Consider the following 14,735-nt stretch of genomic DNA (forward strand, 5'->3'; position numbering starts at 1 on the left):
GACAATTTAGCCTATGGTCTTGGTCAATTTAGAAATGATGCCGTCAAGATTCTGGCCGTCTGCGCGGGCGGCAAATGACAGCGCCATGCGGTGTTTCAAGACCGGCGCGGCGAGCGCGGCGACATCATCAAGACTGGGCGAAAGGCGGCCGTCCATCAAAGCGCGGGCCCGGCTGGCCAGCATCAAGGCTTGTCCGGCGCGCGGGCCTGGGCCCCATGTGACGGCGTCGCGGATAAAGTCGTGGCGGCTTTGGTCGGGTCGGGCATTGCGCACCAGATCTAAAATAGCCTCGACGATGGTCTCGCCGATCGGCAATTTACGCACAAGCTGTTGCAGGCTTTGCAATTGTTTGGGGGTCATGACTTTTGTCGTGCTCGCAATATTTGCGCCTGTAGTCGCCAGCAAGATGGCGCGCTCCGTGTCCAGCTCCGGATAACCGACATCAATTTGAAACAGGAAACGGTCAAGCTGCGCTTCGGGCAGGGGATATGTCCCTTCCTGCTCAATCGGGTTTTGCGTGGCCAGAACATGGAACGGCGCGGGCAGATCGTGGCGCTGTCCGGCGACCGTAACAAAGTGTTCCTGCATCGCCTGCAATAATGCGGACTGGGTGCGCGGGCTGGCGCGGTTGATCTCATCGGCCATTAACAGCTGTGTGAACACAGGGCCTTCGATGAAGCGAAATTCACGTTTTCCCTTTGCGCCGGTTTCTAGAACTTCCGAGCCGATAATATCGGCGGGCATAAGGTCGGGGGTGAATTGCACGCGTTTGTTGGACAGGCCCGTAACCGTGCCGATGGTTTCGACCAGCAACGTTTTAGCCAGTCCCGGCGCTCCCACTAAGAGGGCGTGACCGCCGCATAAAATCGCGCTAAGAGTGAGATCGACAACATCAGTTTGTCCGAGGACGACCTGGCCGATGGCGGCGCGGGCCTCGGTGAGCTGCACAGCCGCTTTTTCGGCGGCGGTTTGAACGGATTTACTGGCGACTGTATCAAGCATAGAGGGCGTGTCCTTACGGGGCGGCATAAATTGAATCGGAACGCGATATAGCGCGAAAGCGTTTTTTGAATTATTCCCTTAAAGTCAAAGGTTTGTCCATGGGCGAAAAGTTACAAAAAGGTCACAGCACCGGCGGGTCGCAGTCCGGTTTTTCTCTGGCCGATCTGGTCAAGGCGGCGGAAGCGCAATCGCGCGGTGAAGGCGCGCCGCCCGTCGAGAAATGGAATCCTGAGAATTGCGGTGAAATGGATCTGGTCATCCAGCGTGACGGAGTATGGATGCACGAAGGCAGTCCGATTGGCCGCCACAAACTTGTGCAGCTTTTTGCGACGATTTTGCGCAAGGACGCGGACGGGACGACATATCTCGTGACGCCTGTCGAAAAGATTGAAATTACCGTCGAGGATGCGGCATTTGTCGCAATCCGCGTTGACGTAAGCGGCGAGGGGGAGACGCAGGATTTGATCTTCACGACCAATGTTGGCGATACGGTTAAAGTCGGGCCGAAGCGGCCTTTGCGTGTTGAAATTGACGCAAAGTCCGGCGAGCCTGCGCCGTATATTCTAGTGCGCGGACGGCTGGACGCGCTGATTAACCGCGCCGTATTCTATGAATTGGTTGAACTGGCCGTGACGCGACGCACTGATGACGGCCCGCAGCTTGGCGTCTGGAGCGGCGGCGTGTTTTTCGCCTTAGGTGAAGCGGGAAGCCATTTAGCCTAGGGCGCATTTACGTCAGTGATATTTTTTCGGGTAGAACAAAAAGTGTTGTAAATTGACGGGCGACTTCGATGTTTCCATCGATTTGAAGCTGTCCTGAAGACTGAAGATCAGATAAGGCCACGCCGCCATAGACCGCCGCCGCGATGAGTGTGGGGTCGGCGGTGAAAATGCAGTCCGCGTCTTTGGGATTAGCGCGCCGGGCTTCGATTTTTGCCTGTTTAATCGTGACGACGAATGTTTCGCCGTTGAGATTAAATCCAATTTTGTGATTAAAGCCCTGCGCGCGATCCGCGCTGAGCATCGTTTTAAACGACATGATGATGGAGGCGGCGCTGAGCGGCAAAGTTGGATCATGACCGGGGTGACGCGTGGCCCAGCGGCCCAAATCCTGCACCAGACTTTCAGCTTCATAGCCCCAGGGCGTCAATTCATAGACCTGCGTCGCGCCGGATGTGCCGTCGCCATGTTTACGCAGGATAGAATTGTCCTCGAGCGTCGCCAAACGCGCGCTGAGCACTTTTGCGCTAATGCCGGGCAGGCCGCTGCGCAGCTCTCCAAAGCGGCGCGGCCCGAACATCAGTTCCCGCAGGATGAGAACCGTCCAGCGCTCGCCGATCAGCTCCAGCGCAAAGGCGGTTCCGCAGGCATCATTATACCATCTATTTGTAATAATTTCGGGCATTAAGTAACTTTTTGTAACTAACTGGTTTACATTAGTAACCGAATTTGCCATAAGCTGCAAATCACGGAGATGTAATCATGATAGATAACACCCATACTCTTACTGTTGAGCGCACCCTTAATGCCCCGCGCGACAAAATATGGCGCTGCTGGACGGACCCAGATTTGTTGAAACAATGGTACGTGCCCAAACCTTGGTATATTCCGACTGTTGATCTTGATGTTCGCCCCGGCGGACGTTGCAATTTCACCATGGCCGGACCGGACGGCGAACGCATCGAAAACGTTGGCTGTTATCTCGAGGTCACCTCGCAAGAACGCCTTGTATTCACCGATGGCTACTCTGAAGATTTTATGCCGCGTCCTGACGGTTTCATGACCGGCGTTGTCAAACTATCCGATGCCGGCAAGGGCCAGACAAAAATGCTCTGGAGCGCCCGCCACGCCACACCGGAACTAAAACAAAAGCACCTCGATATGGGCTTCGAGCAAGGCTGGAACGCCTGCGTCGATCAGCTTGCCGCGCTCTGCGAAACGCAAACAAAAACAGGAACAATATAATGAGCGATATCAAATTTACGTCCAAAGTCCGGACGTGCCTCTGGTTTGAAAAAGACGGCGAGGCGGCGGCGCGATTTTATGTCAGCCTTTTGCCGGATAGCGCGATTGAGACCGTCTCCTATCCTGATCCGGACGGCCTCGCTCTCGTCACCGAATTCACTTTAGCCGGCGCGCCCTTTATGACGCTGAATGGCGGGCCGATGTATGAGCAAAGTCCGGCCGCATCGATATCCGTACTCACCAAAGACCAAGCCGAGACCGATAGGCTCTGGCAAAAGCTTCTTGAAGATGGCGGGAAGGAAAGCCAGTGCGGATGGATCTTCGATAAATATGGTGTGTCGTGGCAGGTTATTCCCGAAGTGATGGCGAAGATGATGAACCAATCCGCTGACACAGCGGCCGCCATGCGGGCGCGTGAGGCGATGTTTAAGATGAAAAAAATCGACATTGCGGCATTGAAGGCCGCGTTTAATGACAGAAAAAAGGAGACCTAGTATGAGTTATATTGAAGGATTTGTCGCCGCCGTGCCAAAGGCTAATAAAGAAGCTTACCGCGAACATGCCAAAGCGGCTCTGCCCATGTTTCAAGACCTCGGTGTTACCCGTATGGTGGAGAGCTGGGAAGATGACATAAAAGACGGCAAGCTCAACGATCTGCGCATGGCTGTGAACGCCAAGAGCGACGAGGAGGTTGTCTTTAGCTGGATGGAATATCCTGACAAAGCCGCGCGCGATGCGGCCACTGTTAAGATGGAAAATGATCCGCGTATGGGCGAGATGATGGCGAATATGCCGTTTGACGGCAAACGTATGATTTTCGGCGGATTTGCTCCGCTTTACGATGAAAATTCAGGTGGAACTTGCGGCTATATTGATGGCTGCCTCGTCCCGGTTCCTGAAAAGAACAAAGCCGCCTTCACAACATATGCCAAGAAAAGCGCAGCCATGTTCATGGAGCACGGGGCCACGCGCGTAATAGATACATGGGGCGACGACATTCCCGACGGCAAAGTCACGGATTACAGACGCGCCGTGCACGCTGAAGATGGCGAAACCGTGGACTTTGGTTGGGTCGAATGGCCTTCCAAAGAGACTCGCGATACGGCATGGGAGAAGATTATGTCGGATGAAAGCATGGCCGAAATGGATCATCCCTTTGATGGCAAGCGCATGATATTTGGCGGATTTAAGCCTATTTTGGATGAGTGATCGTAGAGCTGTGAAGCCCACTATCACCGCTTTTGAACGCTCGCCTGATGAAGGCAAGGGTTTGGCGCGCGACATGCGCGTTCGCTGGGCGCTAGAAGAAGTAGGCCAGCCCTACGATGTTCGGCTTGTTTCATTCGCAGAAATGAAGGAATCCGCGCATCGTGCACTTCATCCTTTCGGGCAGATCCCAACTTACGAAGATGGCGATTTAACCCTGTTCGAGTCAGGAGCGATTACCTTCCATATTGCGCAGCGTCATGCTGGTCTTCTGCCCACTGACAGGAACGCCCGCGCCCGCGCAATAACCTGGATGTTCGCCGCACTCAACACGGTGGAACCCCCGATTGTAGCGCGCGAACAGGCCTTTTATACGGAACGCAAAGAGAGTTGGTACAAGGAGCGCCTTCCGGTCCTTGAGGGTCGCATACGGGTCAAGTTGGACGACCTCTCAAGACGACTTGGTAAGGCTGATTGGCTAGACGGTGGTTTCAGCGCCGGTGATCTGACGATGGTGCTAGTACTGCGCAGGTTGGACGGAACGAAAATACTGGAAGAATATTCGAACCTTTACGCCTATGTCGCAAGAGCCGAAGCGCGACCTGCCTATAAGAGGGCTTTTGCAGCGCAACTGGCTGTATTCAACAGCGCGTCAACTGCCTCTTGACGGTAAGCGCATGATATTTGGCGGATTTATACCGCTGATTATTGCCTAACCGAGTAGCGTTAACGCCATCATCAATTTTGGTTTGTCGGCGGTAAATCCGCTACGCACCCATAGCGCTTCAAGCGCTTTTAATTTGCGTCCCATAGCCTCGCCGGGCGCTACGCCTGCCGCTTTGAGATCCTTACCGGAGAGCGGGAATTTCGGCTGTTCCCACGTCTGCGCCAGCTCCGACAAGGCCATCCAGCGCGCTGAGATTAGCGGGTCTTCTGCCCCTGCGGCGCGCAATCTCGCGCGGTCCATAACAACCTGTTTGCCCGCCGTGTAAATCGCCGCCAGCGCTTTGCGCTGCTCCATGCCCGGGGCAAGAGCGGTGGCGTCGCCCGCCCATGCGCGCAGGCGCTTGGACTCGACCTTAGACATTTTCATGCGCTTAGTCAGAAGAGCCATCGGCAGAGGCTCGCGCGCAGACATAGACATCAGGCGCAGATACGGATCCGGGGCAATCGCCTCGCGCGATTCCAGCTTGGTCAGCAGTGATAAGCCTTGCGCATTGCTCGCCTCGGGGAGAAGCGTTTCCAATATGCCTTGTTGCAACATAATATTCACAGCTCTTGCCGGACGGGGCGCGGATAAAAGCCGTTTGATCTCACTCCAGACGCGCTCTGCGGAGAGCTTCTTGAGCCCCGGCTTTCCGGCGCGGCAGGCGGCAAGAGCGCGTGAGTCGAATTTGGCCTCAGGCGCATACCAGGCCATGAACCGGAAATAGCGCAATATGCGCAAATAATCCTCGGCAATGCGCTCAGACGCCTCACCGATAAAGCGAAATGTGCGGGTTTTGATATCGGTTAGACCTTGACCGGTCGGATCGAATAATGTGCCGCTTCGGTCCGCGTAGAGCGCATTAATGGTAAAATCCCGGCGTTGCGCGTCCTGCGCCCAATCTTTGGTATAGGCGACAACGGCGCGGCGGCCATCCGTGGCCACATCGCGGCGCAGGCTGGTGACCTCATAGGGCTGACCTTTGATCACTGCCGTAATCGTGCCGTGGTCTATGCCGGTCTCGGCGTAGCGAATGCCGGCAGCTTTTAGCGCCGCGATGACGCCTTCAGGCTCCAATGGGGTGGCCAAATCAATGTCTTTGATCGGCTCGCCCAAAAGCCCGTTGCGCACGCAGCCTCCGACATAACGCAGCGCGCCGTTAGGAAAGGCGTCAAACAGGGCATTTGCCCCTGTGTCAGATAACAAATCCGGGGGGAGCGCGGGCATTACAGGCCTAAGGCGTCCATATCGGCTTTGCCAAATTCAGCCGCAATCGGCCAGTGACGCCGCTCCATTTTCTCAATCGCGGCGGCTTCCTGTTCCATAACGCTCAGAATGCTGCGTCCTTTATTTAAAGACGCGGGCTGCACGCGGAAAAGACTGTTTTCAAATACAGTATCGGCGTTCATCAACTCCCATCCATTGGCTTTGAAATGGGCCAAAAGATCGCCGAGAAACAAACCGTTCAGTTCATTATGATGGACAAGCATTGTGTGCGGCGTGCCAGCGCGGCCTATATCTGCTGCGACGGCATTATAGTATTCCGCGAGTTTTAGCGCAGAAGCGAGATAATAATCGCGATAGCCTGTCAGGTCTGCATCAGGTGATGCCATCAAACGGTCATCCATACGCTGCGCAATATACCAATCCATCGTATCAAGTGTCACGGCGGCATTGAGATAATCATTAGCGTTCAAATATTGACGGATGGTATTGCGCTTTTCCAACTCGCCGCCTTCATCCAAAAACGGGAAACGGAATAATTTGGCCCGCGCGGCGTCAATACCGCTGAGAAACACCGTATTTTTCTCGATATCCGCAATATAGTCTTCGGCAGACAAGTCCCGTGCATGTTGGTGCGTATAGGTGTGGTTGCCGATAATATGTCCGGCGTCCAGCCAGCTTTTGATAACTGCGCGGCCTTGCTCATTATTAACGAAGCTTCCGGTCACCAGTCCCGCGCCTTTGTGATTATGCGCGGCCATAGCCTCTAAAATGCCTTGATTGCGCGCCTCAATTGTTTGCCGCCCTGCGGTATTCAGATTGAAATCATCCATAGTAATGGCGAAGCGTTTAGACGCGCTGCCGCGCCCGCAAGCAGAGGTGGAGACAGCGGCGAGTGCGGCGCTAGAGGCTAAAAAAAGACGGCGGGAAATCATTGCGGTCAAACCTTTCGGGGTGCAGCTTTTGATAAAGTCTGAAAATCATCATGGAGGTCATACCCCAGACATTTCTAAATGTCCCGCGCTCGTCCGTATAAGGCATGTCAAAAAAAGTATGCGGCTCACCTCCAAATGTCATGTCGCGGCGCACATGGTTCTGAGCTGTCATAAAAAAGGGCAGGGGGACTTCGAAAATATCGGCGACTTCGGAGGGATCGGCGACGGTCTGTGCGCTCGGATCAATCAAACCGACATAAGGGGTGACGCGAAAATCAGATACTGCGTTAAAACTGTCCAGCCGTCCGATAATATGAATTTCGCGGTCATTCAAACCGACTTCTTCATGGGTTTCGCGCAGGGCCGCATCCAGCGTATTTTCTCCGGGCTCCACCCGCCCGCCAGGAAAGCTGACCTGTCCCGGGTGACGCGGCATGTGCATGGGCCGCTGGGTCAAAATGACATGCCAATCCCTCTCGCGCATCACAAGCGGCATTAAAACGGCAGCGCGGCGCTGTCCCTTGCGCTTCACCTCATCTGCGCCGTCCTCAATATCTATAGCGTGGATCACATCGGCGATACGCGCAATGGTCGGGTCGGACAGGAATGTTGCGGGATCGAACGGCATGGTGGCTATATGGGCTGCGTCGCGGATGGGTTCAACGGTGTAGGCCGTATAGGGCTATGAAATTTAACCCCAAGTCACAACAGGGGGCATGGACGATAAAATGGTTTTGACATTGCCGCCGGTCTTCAGGCCGAATGTCGTGCCGCGATCATAGAGCAGGTTAAATTCCACATAGCGTCCGCGAATCTCTAATTGCTCGGCGCGCTCGGCTTCTGTCCAGGGCTCGTCCATACGCCGGCGCACAATGGCGGCGTAGGTTTTGAGAAAATGCCGACCGACATCCTGCGTGAAAGCAAAATCGGCCTCCCAATCGCCGCTATTATGGCGGTCATAGAAAATGCCGCCAATGCCGCGCGGCTCGTCGCGATGGGCGAGATGGAAGTATTCATCACACCATGTTTTAAAGCGAGGATAATCAGCACAATCATGCGCGGCGCAGGCGGCCTCCATGCCGGCGTGAAAGGCGAGCGTATCAGGATGGTCATCGCCGCGTGCATTCCATAATGTCGGGGTCAGGTCCCCGCCGCCGCCAAACCAGTCACGCGTCGTCACTATATAGCGCGTATTCATATGCACAGCCGGAACGCGCGGATTTCTCATATGGGCGATCAGGCTGATCCCGGCCGCCCAAAAGCGCGGATCTTGGTCTGCGCCGGGGATATTGGCAGCCATATCGGGGGTGAATTCACCTTTGACGACAGAGATATGGACGCCGCATTTTTCAAATAAACGCCCGCGCAGCATGCCGCCCGTGCCGCCGCCGCCACCGATCTGTGTACGCTGCCAGTCCTCGAACACGAATTGACCCGGTTCTCCGGGATAGAGCGCGGGATCAGCCTCGCGCTCCAGCGCTTCAAATTCGGCGCAGATCGTATCGCGCAAGGTTTTAAACCAGAGGCGGGCCGTTTGTTTTTTGTGCTCAAGGGGCATATCAGATGATGTCATAAGGCGCTCTAACGGTTTTGGGTTAGCCGGGCAAACTGGCGGTTTGACGCAAGGCTTCGACTGGCAAACCCCCGGTTTGCCTCAGAGCTTCAAAAAGCGTGATTGAGGCGCTGTTGACCAGATTGAGCGAGCGCGCGCCGCCGCTCATAGGAATTCGCACCCGCGCATCAGCAGCCCCGTGAAGTAAATCAGGCGCGCCTTCGCTTTCCCGGCCGAATATCAGAGCGTCATTGGCGCAAAACTCAAAACTATTTATGTCCTGTGCGCCCTGTGTGGTGAGCAGAATCAGCCGCGCGCCGCCCAAACTTTTCATGGCCGCGTTGAGGTTTGCGTGGCGGATTATGTCACCTGTATGGCCGTAATCCATGGCTGCGCGCCGCGCGGCTTTGGCTGTTAAAGGGAAACCGCAGGGCAGAACGACTTCCAGTGAAAGGCCGAAACAGGCACATAACCTGATGGCGGCTCCAAAATTGCCGGGTTGGTCGGGCTGAAATAAAATGAGACGCATGGTTGAGATATGCCTTAAAATCGTTAGAAAGCAAAGCCATAGACTAAGGGCTCTCGCGGGGCTTGCGGCGCTATGCCGCGAGAAGTTTTGGGGTGATTTTTCTATATGAATAGAGTAGGGAGCGGCCAAAATGACCTTGCGTCTGACGCGCAAGTGAGTCGATTGGCCATAATACGAAAGGGCAGGTTGTGTCCGAAGTCATAAATGACGTAAATTCTACTGATGAAACTCACGGCGAGGATCCGTCCCGCCGCGATTTCATTTATATCGCAACCGGCGCCGCAGCGGCCGCCGGAGCAGGCGCTATTGTCTGGCCTCTGATCACGCAAATGGGCCCTGCGGCCGATACGCTTGCGGTCGGTTCGATTGAAATTGATCTGTCCAAGGTTGATGAAGGCCAGCAGTTAAAAGTATTATGGCGCGGCAAGCCCGTTTTCGTCCGTCACCGCACGGCTAAAGAAATTGCCGAAGCTGAGTCCGTTGACCTTGCGGACCTCAAAGATCCGGCGACAGATGACAGCCGCCTGCGCCCGGATGGCGAAGGTAAGCTAAACCCTCAATATTTAGTTATGGTCGGCGTCTGCACGCATTTTGGCTGTATTCCTGTTGGCGAAGCCGGCGATTTTGACGGTTGGTACTGTCCGTGTCACGGAAGTCACTACGATACATCCGGACGTATTCGCAAAGGCCCCGCGCCGCTAAACCTCGTAGTGCCTGAATATGAATATCTCAGCGCCAACAGAATTAAGGTAGGGTAACACTATGAGTGGTCCGTCAACTTACGTCCCGCGCACCGGCTTTTCCAAATGGATGGATGAGCGCCTTCCGATTATTCGGATGGGCAGCGATTTCATGACTTATCCCAGCCCGCGCAATCTGAATTACTGGTATGCCTTTGGCGGCATTCTGACGCTCTGCCTGATTACCCAAATCGTAACCGGCATTATTATTGCGATGCATTATACGCCGCATATTGATCTGGCCTTTGACAGTGTCCAGCGTTTTAAACGTGACGTGTCCTTCGGCTGGTTGATACAGCCGCTCCATGCTGTCGGCGCGTCCATGTTCTTCCTTGCCGTTTATATTCACATGTTCCGCGGACTGTATTACGGCTCATATAAGGCGCCGCGCGAAATGATTTGGATGATTGGCTGCGTAATTTATCTCTTGATGATGGCGACAGCCTTTCTGGGTTATACGCTGCCATGGGGACAAATGTCTTTTTGGGGCGCAACCGTGATTACCGGCTTCTTTGGCGCCGTGCCTTTTGTCGGAGAGTCGCTGCAGCAGTGGCTTCTGGGCGGATATTCCGTGTCTAACGCGACATTACAGCGCTTTTTCAGCCTGCATTATTTACTGCCCTTCCTGATAGCCGCCCTTGTCGGCCTGCATGTCTGGGCTTTGCATCATGCCGGACAGAATAACCCGATTGGGATTTCGGTAAAAACCAAAAAAGATACACTCTCTTTCCACCCTTATTATACCGTTAAAGACGGCTTTGCGGTGGGCGTATTTTTGCTGATTTTTTGTTTCTTCCTGTTCTATCAACCCGACGCCCTCGGTCATGCTGATAATTATATCAAAGCGGATCCGCTTGTGACCCCGCCGCATATTGTGCCCGAATGGTATTTCCTGCCGTTCTACGCAATCCTGCGCGCGGTTGAGAATAAGCTTTTTGGCCTGATTTTGATGGTTGGCGCGATTGCCGTACTCTTCTTTCTGCCTTGGCTGGACTTTAGCAAAGTGCGCTCCATGCGCTTTCGCCCGATCACGCGCTGGTTCTTCATCATCTTTATTGTTATGTGCTTCATCCTGGGATGGTGCGGCGCGGAAACGCCGGATAATATGGTGTTTACAGTTGGTGATGGTTTAGGCCTGAACTTCTTGTGGCTATCGCGTATCGCTACGGCTTATTACTTTGCGTATTTCATCATTATTTTGCCGGCCATGTCGCTAATCGAAACCCCAAAAGAGCGCCCGGCGTCCATTACTGAAGCCGTTTTGGGCCATGCGGATCGCGGCGCGCCTTTAGTGCCGGCTGAGTAGTGGCTGTGAGAGGATTGAGGACAATGAAAATGCTGAAAAACCTTCTCGTGGCAACCGGTCTCGGACTTGCCGCTATCGGCACAGCTGTCACCGTTAACGCAGCCGGCAGTAGTGAGGGGCACGCAGACGCCATGAAACACATGGACTGGAGCTTTAACGGCCCGTTCGGTCAATATGACCGCGATGCGGCGCAGCGCGGTTACCAGGTTTATAAAGAGGTGTGTTCATCCTGCCATGCGTTGGATCAACTGGCCTTCCGTCATTTGGGCGATAAGGGCGCGCCGTTTTTTAACGCTGATTTCCCGAACCCGAATGATAACCCGCTTGTTAAAGGCTTTGCAGCCGACTGGGACGTGCCGGATGTTGACAGCGATGACGGCTCCGCGATGACGCGCACCGGTATTCCCGCCGATAATTTCCCGCCAATCTATGAAAATGAAATTGCGGCAGCCAACGCCAATGGCAAAGCCCCGCCTGATTTGTCGTTGATTGTCAAAGCCCGTAATGGCGGCGCAGACTATGTCTATAGCCTATTGTTGGGCTACGATCATGAAGCCCCTGCAGAAATTGCCGAGAGCATGGGCGCAGGATCATATTATAACCCTGTGATGGAAGGCGGCGTGATTGCCATGCCGCCGCAACTTCAGGACGGCTTGCTGGACTATGAAGGCGAAAACGCGCCTGCCGCAACCAAAGAACAAATGGCCTATGATGTGACGCAGTTTCTGGCTTGGTCTGCTGATCCTAAACTGGAACAGCGCAAACGCGTAGGCTTCGGCACGATGATTTATCTGTTCCTTCTGACCATACTTTTATATTTGTCCTACCGTCAGGTTTGGAAAAACGTAAAGCATTAGGTTCACAAAAATATCATATAAAGACGGGCCCGCGCGGCCCGTTTTTTATTGTCTGAACATCGTGCCCTGCCTATCGTCAGTTCACTGGAGAATATTATGAGCGAATGGATTTTAGGTGTGCTGGGCGGATCGGGACTATATGGTCTGGACGGGCTGAAAAACGAACAATGGATCAAAATCGATACGCCGTGGGGTGATGCGTCTGACGAGATTTTATTCGCCGAGATGAACGGCGTGAAGCTGCGCTTCCTGCCGCGTCACGGCCGCGCCCATGCGCTCTCACCCAGTGATGTCAATTACCGCGCAAATATCGATGCACTTAAACGCTCCGGCTGCACTGATGTGCTGTCGCTCTCTGCGGTTGGGAGCTTAAAAGAGGCTTATCCGCCCGGGCACTTTGTGGCGGTAGATCAATTTATTGACCGTACATTTGCGCGCAAAAAGAGCTTTTTTGGCGAAGGCTGCGTTGCCCATGTGTCTGTCGCCGACCCGGTTTGCGCGCGCCTGTCCGGTTGGGCCGCAGATAGCGCGCAGGCGGCGGGAGCGCCCGTGACGCGCGGCGGAACCTATTTGGCTATGGAGGGCCCGCAATTCTCGACCAAGGCCGAGAGCGCGCTCTACCGCCAATGGGGATGTGACGTGATCGGCATGACCAATATGCCCGAAGCTAAACTCGCCCGCGAGGCAGAGCTTTGCTACGCGACCATTGGCATGGTCACGGACTATGATTGCTGGCACCCTGATCATGGCAATGTCGATGTGGCCAGCGTCATCGCCACGCTGATGGGTAATGCCGACACTGCGCGCGCAACGGTGCGCGGTGTGATAGAACGCTTGGCTGCAATACCGCGAACGCCGTCAGAGCAAGGCATAGAGACAAATTTGGACTTTTCCATCATTACGCAACCGGCGCATCGCGATCCGGCGCTCATGGGTAAACTCGACGCTGTCGCGGGCCGGGTTCTGAAATAAAAACCCTGCACCGCCGGGGGAGCAGCAGACAGGGCAAAACCGCTCGGGGGGAGGGTTTTTTGATCGGCTACGCGCCGATTGTTATGTTGCGGCGTTAGTCTGTAACGATTTTGCCGCGCTTAAGCTTGCAGGTGACAACGAAACTGTCTCCGCCATCAACAGGGGTTGCTTCGAGCATGATTTTACGGTTTGTCGCCGTTTTGAAATCAAGCGTGTGAGTGGCAAGATTAACCTCTCCAGATGTGACGACATAGGCTTTACACTCTGCGATTTGGCTCTGCGTCACGGCCATGGCGGGCACGGCGGCAAGTCCAATAAGCGCTGTCGCCAATCCGGCGGTGGCGAGATTTTTAAAATTAAGAACAGTCATGGGAAGCTCCGTTTGCGATTGCTATATCTTTAAAATAGGGACGAATTTCAGTCATGATATAGGCTGTGACTGCATATGCGCTATGCAGGTCAGTCTTGGATATTGCCCATTCATAATCGATTGAGTTTGTGTTGCGCACATCTTATTATGCCGCCGAGTCTGGACGGCGCGGCTTGCGCGCAATACAGCAGGGTATGCAATCTCCTTTGACACTTTATATCGGTAATAAAAATTATTCATCCTGGTCATTGCGGCCATGGCTTGTCCTGCGAAAGGCTGAGCTTCCCTTTGACGAAGCGCTGATCCAGCTTGATGTGCCCGGATATAAAACCGCGCTTCTGGCGATCTCTAAAGCCGGAACGGTTCCGGTTCTCAAGGTCAAAGGTGAGGTGATCCCCGATAGCCTGGCGATATCAGAGTGGGCCGCTAAGGCTGTACCGAATTTGTGGCCGAAAAATGTGGATGACCGCAAGCGCGCCAAAGAGATCACTCATTTAATGCATGAAGGCTTTGACGCCTTGCGCGCGCAGGCTCCTATGAATTTGCGCCGCCGCACGGCGTCGAAAATGCCGCAAGGCTGTTTGGATGATGCAGCCAGAATGTCTGATATCTGGGATGAATGTCTGTCTAAACATGACGGACCGTTTCTCTTTGGCGACTGGTGTATCGCTGATGCATTTTACACCCCTGCGGCGACGCGCTTTGTCAGCTATGATTTACCGCGCTCGGCCAAGTCAGATACCTATATCTCCGAGCTGATGAGTGATCCGGACTATATGGACTGGGAAGCCGACGCGATGGTCGAGCCGTGGCATTTAGTCGAGACAGACAAGGCAAATTTATGAACCTGAAAGATACAATCCGCACAATACCCGATTTTCCGGTTAAAGGGATTATGTTTCGCGACATCACGACGTTAATGACCAACCGTCACGCTTATCACGCCTCAATCGTGCAGTTATGCCAGCCTTATGAGGATCTAAAAATCGACAATGTTGCGGGGATAGAAGCGCGCGGATTTACCTTTGCCGGCGCGATGGCCGACCGGCTTGGCGCGGGGTTTGTGCCTATCCGCAAAGCCGGAAAACTTCCAGGCGATGTTTACAGTCAGAGCTATGATCTGGAATATGGTTCAGACATATTAGAAATTCATGCTGACGCCATACGCGGACAGGAAAAGGTCGTTTTGGTGGACGATTTGATTGCTACAGGCGGCACGGCGGTTGCAGCGGTGAAGCTGCTGCGCAAAACCGGCGCGAAAATTGTCGGCGCGGCTTTCGTTGTCAATTTGCCGGAACTGGGCGGTCTAAAAAAGATTGCTGCGATGGGCATTCCTGTCACAGCGCTCGTGTCATTTGACGGCCATTGAGGT

General features: G+C 54.2%; 19 protein-coding genes. 11 read left to right on the top strand and 8 right to left on the bottom strand.

Annotation, left to right across the window (positions count from 1 at the left end; all coding sequences use genetic code 11):
* Positions 1–6: 6 nt before the first annotated feature.
* Positions 7–1,002, bottom strand: coding sequence for an AAA family ATPase (locus tag H142_RS0109190; RefSeq protein WP_233341654.1), 996 nt, complete (start codon positions 1,000–1,002; stop codon positions 7–9).
* A 65-nt stretch (positions 1,003–1,067) separates the two neighbouring features.
* On the opposite strand from H142_RS0109190, the gene H142_RS0109195 reads away from it, so the two are divergent.
* On the top strand, positions 1,068–1,724 hold the full coding sequence (locus H142_RS0109195; RefSeq protein ID WP_017931841.1) for a DUF1285 domain-containing protein: 657 nt from the start codon (positions 1,068–1,070) through the stop codon (positions 1,722–1,724).
* 7 nt (positions 1,725–1,731) lie between these two features.
* Here H142_RS0109195 and H142_RS0109200 read toward each other — a convergent pair whose 3' ends face one another.
* Entirely contained in the window at positions 1,732–2,406 is a 675-nt protein-coding gene (locus H142_RS0109200) for a winged helix-turn-helix transcriptional regulator (protein WP_017931842.1), read from the bottom strand.
* A 77-nt stretch (positions 2,407–2,483) separates the two neighbouring features.
* Between H142_RS0109200 and H142_RS0109205 the strand changes: the two genes are divergently transcribed.
* The 4 genes from H142_RS0109205 to H142_RS0109220 are packed head-to-tail and all read left to right on the top strand — an operon-like array spanning position 2,484 to position 4,839.
* Positions 2,484–2,966 carry an SRPBCC family protein gene (locus H142_RS0109205; RefSeq protein ID WP_017931843.1) on the top strand — a complete coding sequence of 161 codons (483 nt, stop codon included), beginning with the start codon at positions 2,484–2,486 and terminating at the stop codon, positions 2,964–2,966.
* Positions 2,966–3,460 (top strand): VOC family protein, encoded by a 495-nt coding sequence (locus H142_RS0109210; RefSeq protein ID WP_017931844.1) that lies wholly within the window; start codon positions 2,966–2,968, stop codon positions 3,458–3,460. The genes H142_RS0109205 and H142_RS0109210 overlap by 1 nt, the downstream gene beginning before the upstream one ends.
* Position 3,461: 1 nt before the next feature.
* Positions 3,462–4,175 carry a DUF1428 domain-containing protein gene (locus H142_RS0109215; RefSeq protein ID WP_017931845.1) on the top strand — a complete coding sequence of 238 codons (714 nt, stop codon included), beginning with the start codon at positions 3,462–3,464 and terminating at the stop codon, positions 4,173–4,175.
* Positions 4,168–4,839, top strand: a complete 672-nt coding sequence (locus H142_RS0109220) for a glutathione S-transferase family protein (protein WP_017931846.1) — start codon at positions 4,168–4,170, stop codon at positions 4,837–4,839. The genes H142_RS0109215 and H142_RS0109220 overlap by 8 nt, the downstream gene beginning before the upstream one ends.
* A gap of 45 nt (positions 4,840–4,884) precedes the next feature.
* Here the strand turns inward: H142_RS0109220 and H142_RS0109225 are convergent, their stop codons facing one another.
* The 5 genes from H142_RS0109225 to H142_RS0109245 all read right to left on the bottom strand — a co-directional run bounded on the left by H142_RS0109225 (position 4,885) and on the right by H142_RS0109245 (position 9,118).
* The gene (locus tag H142_RS0109225) at positions 4,885–6,105 is read right to left on the bottom strand and encodes a CCA tRNA nucleotidyltransferase (protein ID WP_017931847.1); all 1,221 of its coding nucleotides are present in this window, start codon (positions 6,103–6,105) and stop codon (positions 4,885–4,887) included.
* Complete coding sequence (locus H142_RS15135; RefSeq protein ID WP_017931848.1) at positions 6,105–7,037, bottom strand: polysaccharide deacetylase family protein; 933 nt, start codon at positions 7,035–7,037, stop codon at positions 6,105–6,107. Before H142_RS15135 ends, H142_RS0109225 begins: the two co-directional genes overlap by 1 nt.
* A complete protein-coding gene (locus tag H142_RS15140; protein ID WP_017931849.1) occupies positions 7,006–7,665 on the bottom strand; it encodes an NUDIX hydrolase in 660 nt (219 codons plus the stop codon). Before H142_RS15140 ends, H142_RS15135 begins: the two co-directional genes overlap by 32 nt.
* 63 nt (positions 7,666–7,728) lie before the next feature.
* Complete coding sequence (gene hemF / locus H142_RS0109240) at positions 7,729–8,610, bottom strand: oxygen-dependent coproporphyrinogen oxidase (protein WP_017931850.1); 882 nt, start codon at positions 8,608–8,610, stop codon at positions 7,729–7,731.
* A 22-nt stretch (positions 8,611–8,632) separates the two neighbouring features.
* Complete coding sequence (locus tag H142_RS0109245; RefSeq protein WP_017931851.1) at positions 8,633–9,118, bottom strand: tRNA (cytidine(34)-2'-O)-methyltransferase; 486 nt, start codon at positions 9,116–9,118, stop codon at positions 8,633–8,635.
* A gap of 188 nt (positions 9,119–9,306) precedes the next feature.
* Between H142_RS0109245 and petA the strand changes: the two genes are divergently transcribed.
* The 4 genes from petA (at position 9,307) to H142_RS0109265 (ending at position 12,993) form a co-directional block, all read left to right on the top strand.
* Entirely contained in the window at positions 9,307–9,876 is a 570-nt protein-coding gene (gene petA / locus H142_RS0109250; protein ID WP_017931852.1) for a ubiquinol-cytochrome c reductase iron-sulfur subunit, read from the top strand.
* A 4-nt stretch (positions 9,877–9,880) separates the two neighbouring features.
* Positions 9,881–11,164: a cytochrome b gene (locus tag H142_RS0109255; protein WP_017931853.1), complete on the top strand. Its 1,284-nt coding sequence runs from the start codon at positions 9,881–9,883 to the stop codon at positions 11,162–11,164.
* 29 nt (positions 11,165–11,193) lie between these two features.
* A complete protein-coding gene (locus H142_RS0109260; protein WP_033315195.1) occupies positions 11,194–12,021 on the top strand; it encodes a cytochrome c1 in 828 nt (275 codons plus the stop codon).
* A gap of 96 nt (positions 12,022–12,117) precedes the next feature.
* The gene (locus tag H142_RS0109265) at positions 12,118–12,993 is read left to right on the top strand and encodes an S-methyl-5'-thioadenosine phosphorylase (protein WP_026147931.1); all 876 of its coding nucleotides are present in this window, start codon (positions 12,118–12,120) and stop codon (positions 12,991–12,993) included.
* A gap of 94 nt (positions 12,994–13,087) precedes the next feature.
* Here H142_RS0109265 and H142_RS0109270 read toward each other — a convergent pair whose 3' ends face one another.
* Positions 13,088–13,363, bottom strand: coding sequence for a hypothetical protein (locus tag H142_RS0109270; RefSeq protein ID WP_017931856.1), 276 nt, complete (start codon positions 13,361–13,363; stop codon positions 13,088–13,090).
* Positions 13,364–13,557: 194 nt separating this feature from the next.
* On the opposite strand from H142_RS0109270, the gene H142_RS0109275 reads away from it, so the two are divergent.
* Positions 13,558–14,208 (top strand): glutathione S-transferase, encoded by a 651-nt coding sequence (locus H142_RS0109275; protein ID WP_033315087.1) that lies wholly within the window; start codon positions 13,558–13,560, stop codon positions 14,206–14,208.
* Positions 14,205–14,732, top strand: coding sequence for an adenine phosphoribosyltransferase (locus H142_RS0109280; protein ID WP_017931858.1), 528 nt, complete (start codon positions 14,205–14,207; stop codon positions 14,730–14,732). Before H142_RS0109275 ends, H142_RS0109280 begins: the two co-directional genes overlap by 4 nt.
* The last annotated feature ends 3 nt before the right edge of the window (positions 14,733–14,735 follow it).

This window comes from Robiginitomaculum antarcticum DSM 21748 (assembly GCF_000365025.1).
In the GTDB taxonomy this organism is placed as follows: domain Bacteria; phylum Pseudomonadota; class Alphaproteobacteria; order Caulobacterales; family Maricaulaceae; genus Robiginitomaculum; species Robiginitomaculum antarcticum.

Coding starts and splice junctions, on each gene's coding strand:
- H142_RS0109190 (WP_233341654.1), bottom strand. CDS start 1,002: ATGCTTGATACAGTCGCCAGTAAATCCGTTCAAACCGCCGCCGAAAAA.
- H142_RS0109200 (WP_017931842.1), bottom strand. CDS start 2,406: ATGCCCGAAATTATTACAAATAGATGGTATAATGATGCCTGCGGAACC.
- H142_RS0109205 (WP_017931843.1), top strand. CDS start 2,484: ATGATAGATAACACCCATACTCTTACTGTTGAGCGCACCCTTAATGCC.
- H142_RS0109210 (WP_017931844.1), top strand. CDS start 2,966: ATGAGCGATATCAAATTTACGTCCAAAGTCCGGACGTGCCTCTGGTTT.
- H142_RS0109215 (WP_017931845.1), top strand. CDS start 3,462: ATGAGTTATATTGAAGGATTTGTCGCCGCCGTGCCAAAGGCTAATAAA.
- H142_RS0109220 (WP_017931846.1), top strand. CDS start 4,168: ATGAGTGATCGTAGAGCTGTGAAGCCCACTATCACCGCTTTTGAACGC.
- H142_RS0109225 (WP_017931847.1), bottom strand. CDS start 6,105: ATGCCCGCGCTCCCCCCGGATTTGTTATCTGACACAGGGGCAAATGCC.
- H142_RS15135 (WP_017931848.1), bottom strand. CDS start 7,037: ATGATTTCCCGCCGTCTTTTTTTAGCCTCTAGCGCCGCACTCGCCGCT.
- H142_RS15140 (WP_017931849.1), bottom strand. CDS start 7,665: ATGCCGTTCGATCCCGCAACATTCCTGTCCGACCCGACCATTGCGCGT.
- hemF (WP_017931850.1), bottom strand. CDS start 8,610: ATGACATCATCTGATATGCCCCTTGAGCACAAAAAACAAACGGCCCGC.
- H142_RS0109245 (WP_017931851.1), bottom strand. CDS start 9,118: ATGCGTCTCATTTTATTTCAGCCCGACCAACCCGGCAATTTTGGAGCC.
- H142_RS0109255 (WP_017931853.1), top strand. CDS start 9,881: ATGAGTGGTCCGTCAACTTACGTCCCGCGCACCGGCTTTTCCAAATGG.
- H142_RS0109260 (WP_033315195.1), top strand. CDS start 11,194: ATGCTGAAAAACCTTCTCGTGGCAACCGGTCTCGGACTTGCCGCTATC.
- H142_RS0109265 (WP_026147931.1), top strand. CDS start 12,118: ATGAGCGAATGGATTTTAGGTGTGCTGGGCGGATCGGGACTATATGGT.
- H142_RS0109270 (WP_017931856.1), bottom strand. CDS start 13,363: ATGACTGTTCTTAATTTTAAAAATCTCGCCACCGCCGGATTGGCGACA.
- H142_RS0109275 (WP_033315087.1), top strand. CDS start 13,558: ATGCAATCTCCTTTGACACTTTATATCGGTAATAAAAATTATTCATCC.
- H142_RS0109280 (WP_017931858.1), top strand. CDS start 14,205: ATGAACCTGAAAGATACAATCCGCACAATACCCGATTTTCCGGTTAAA.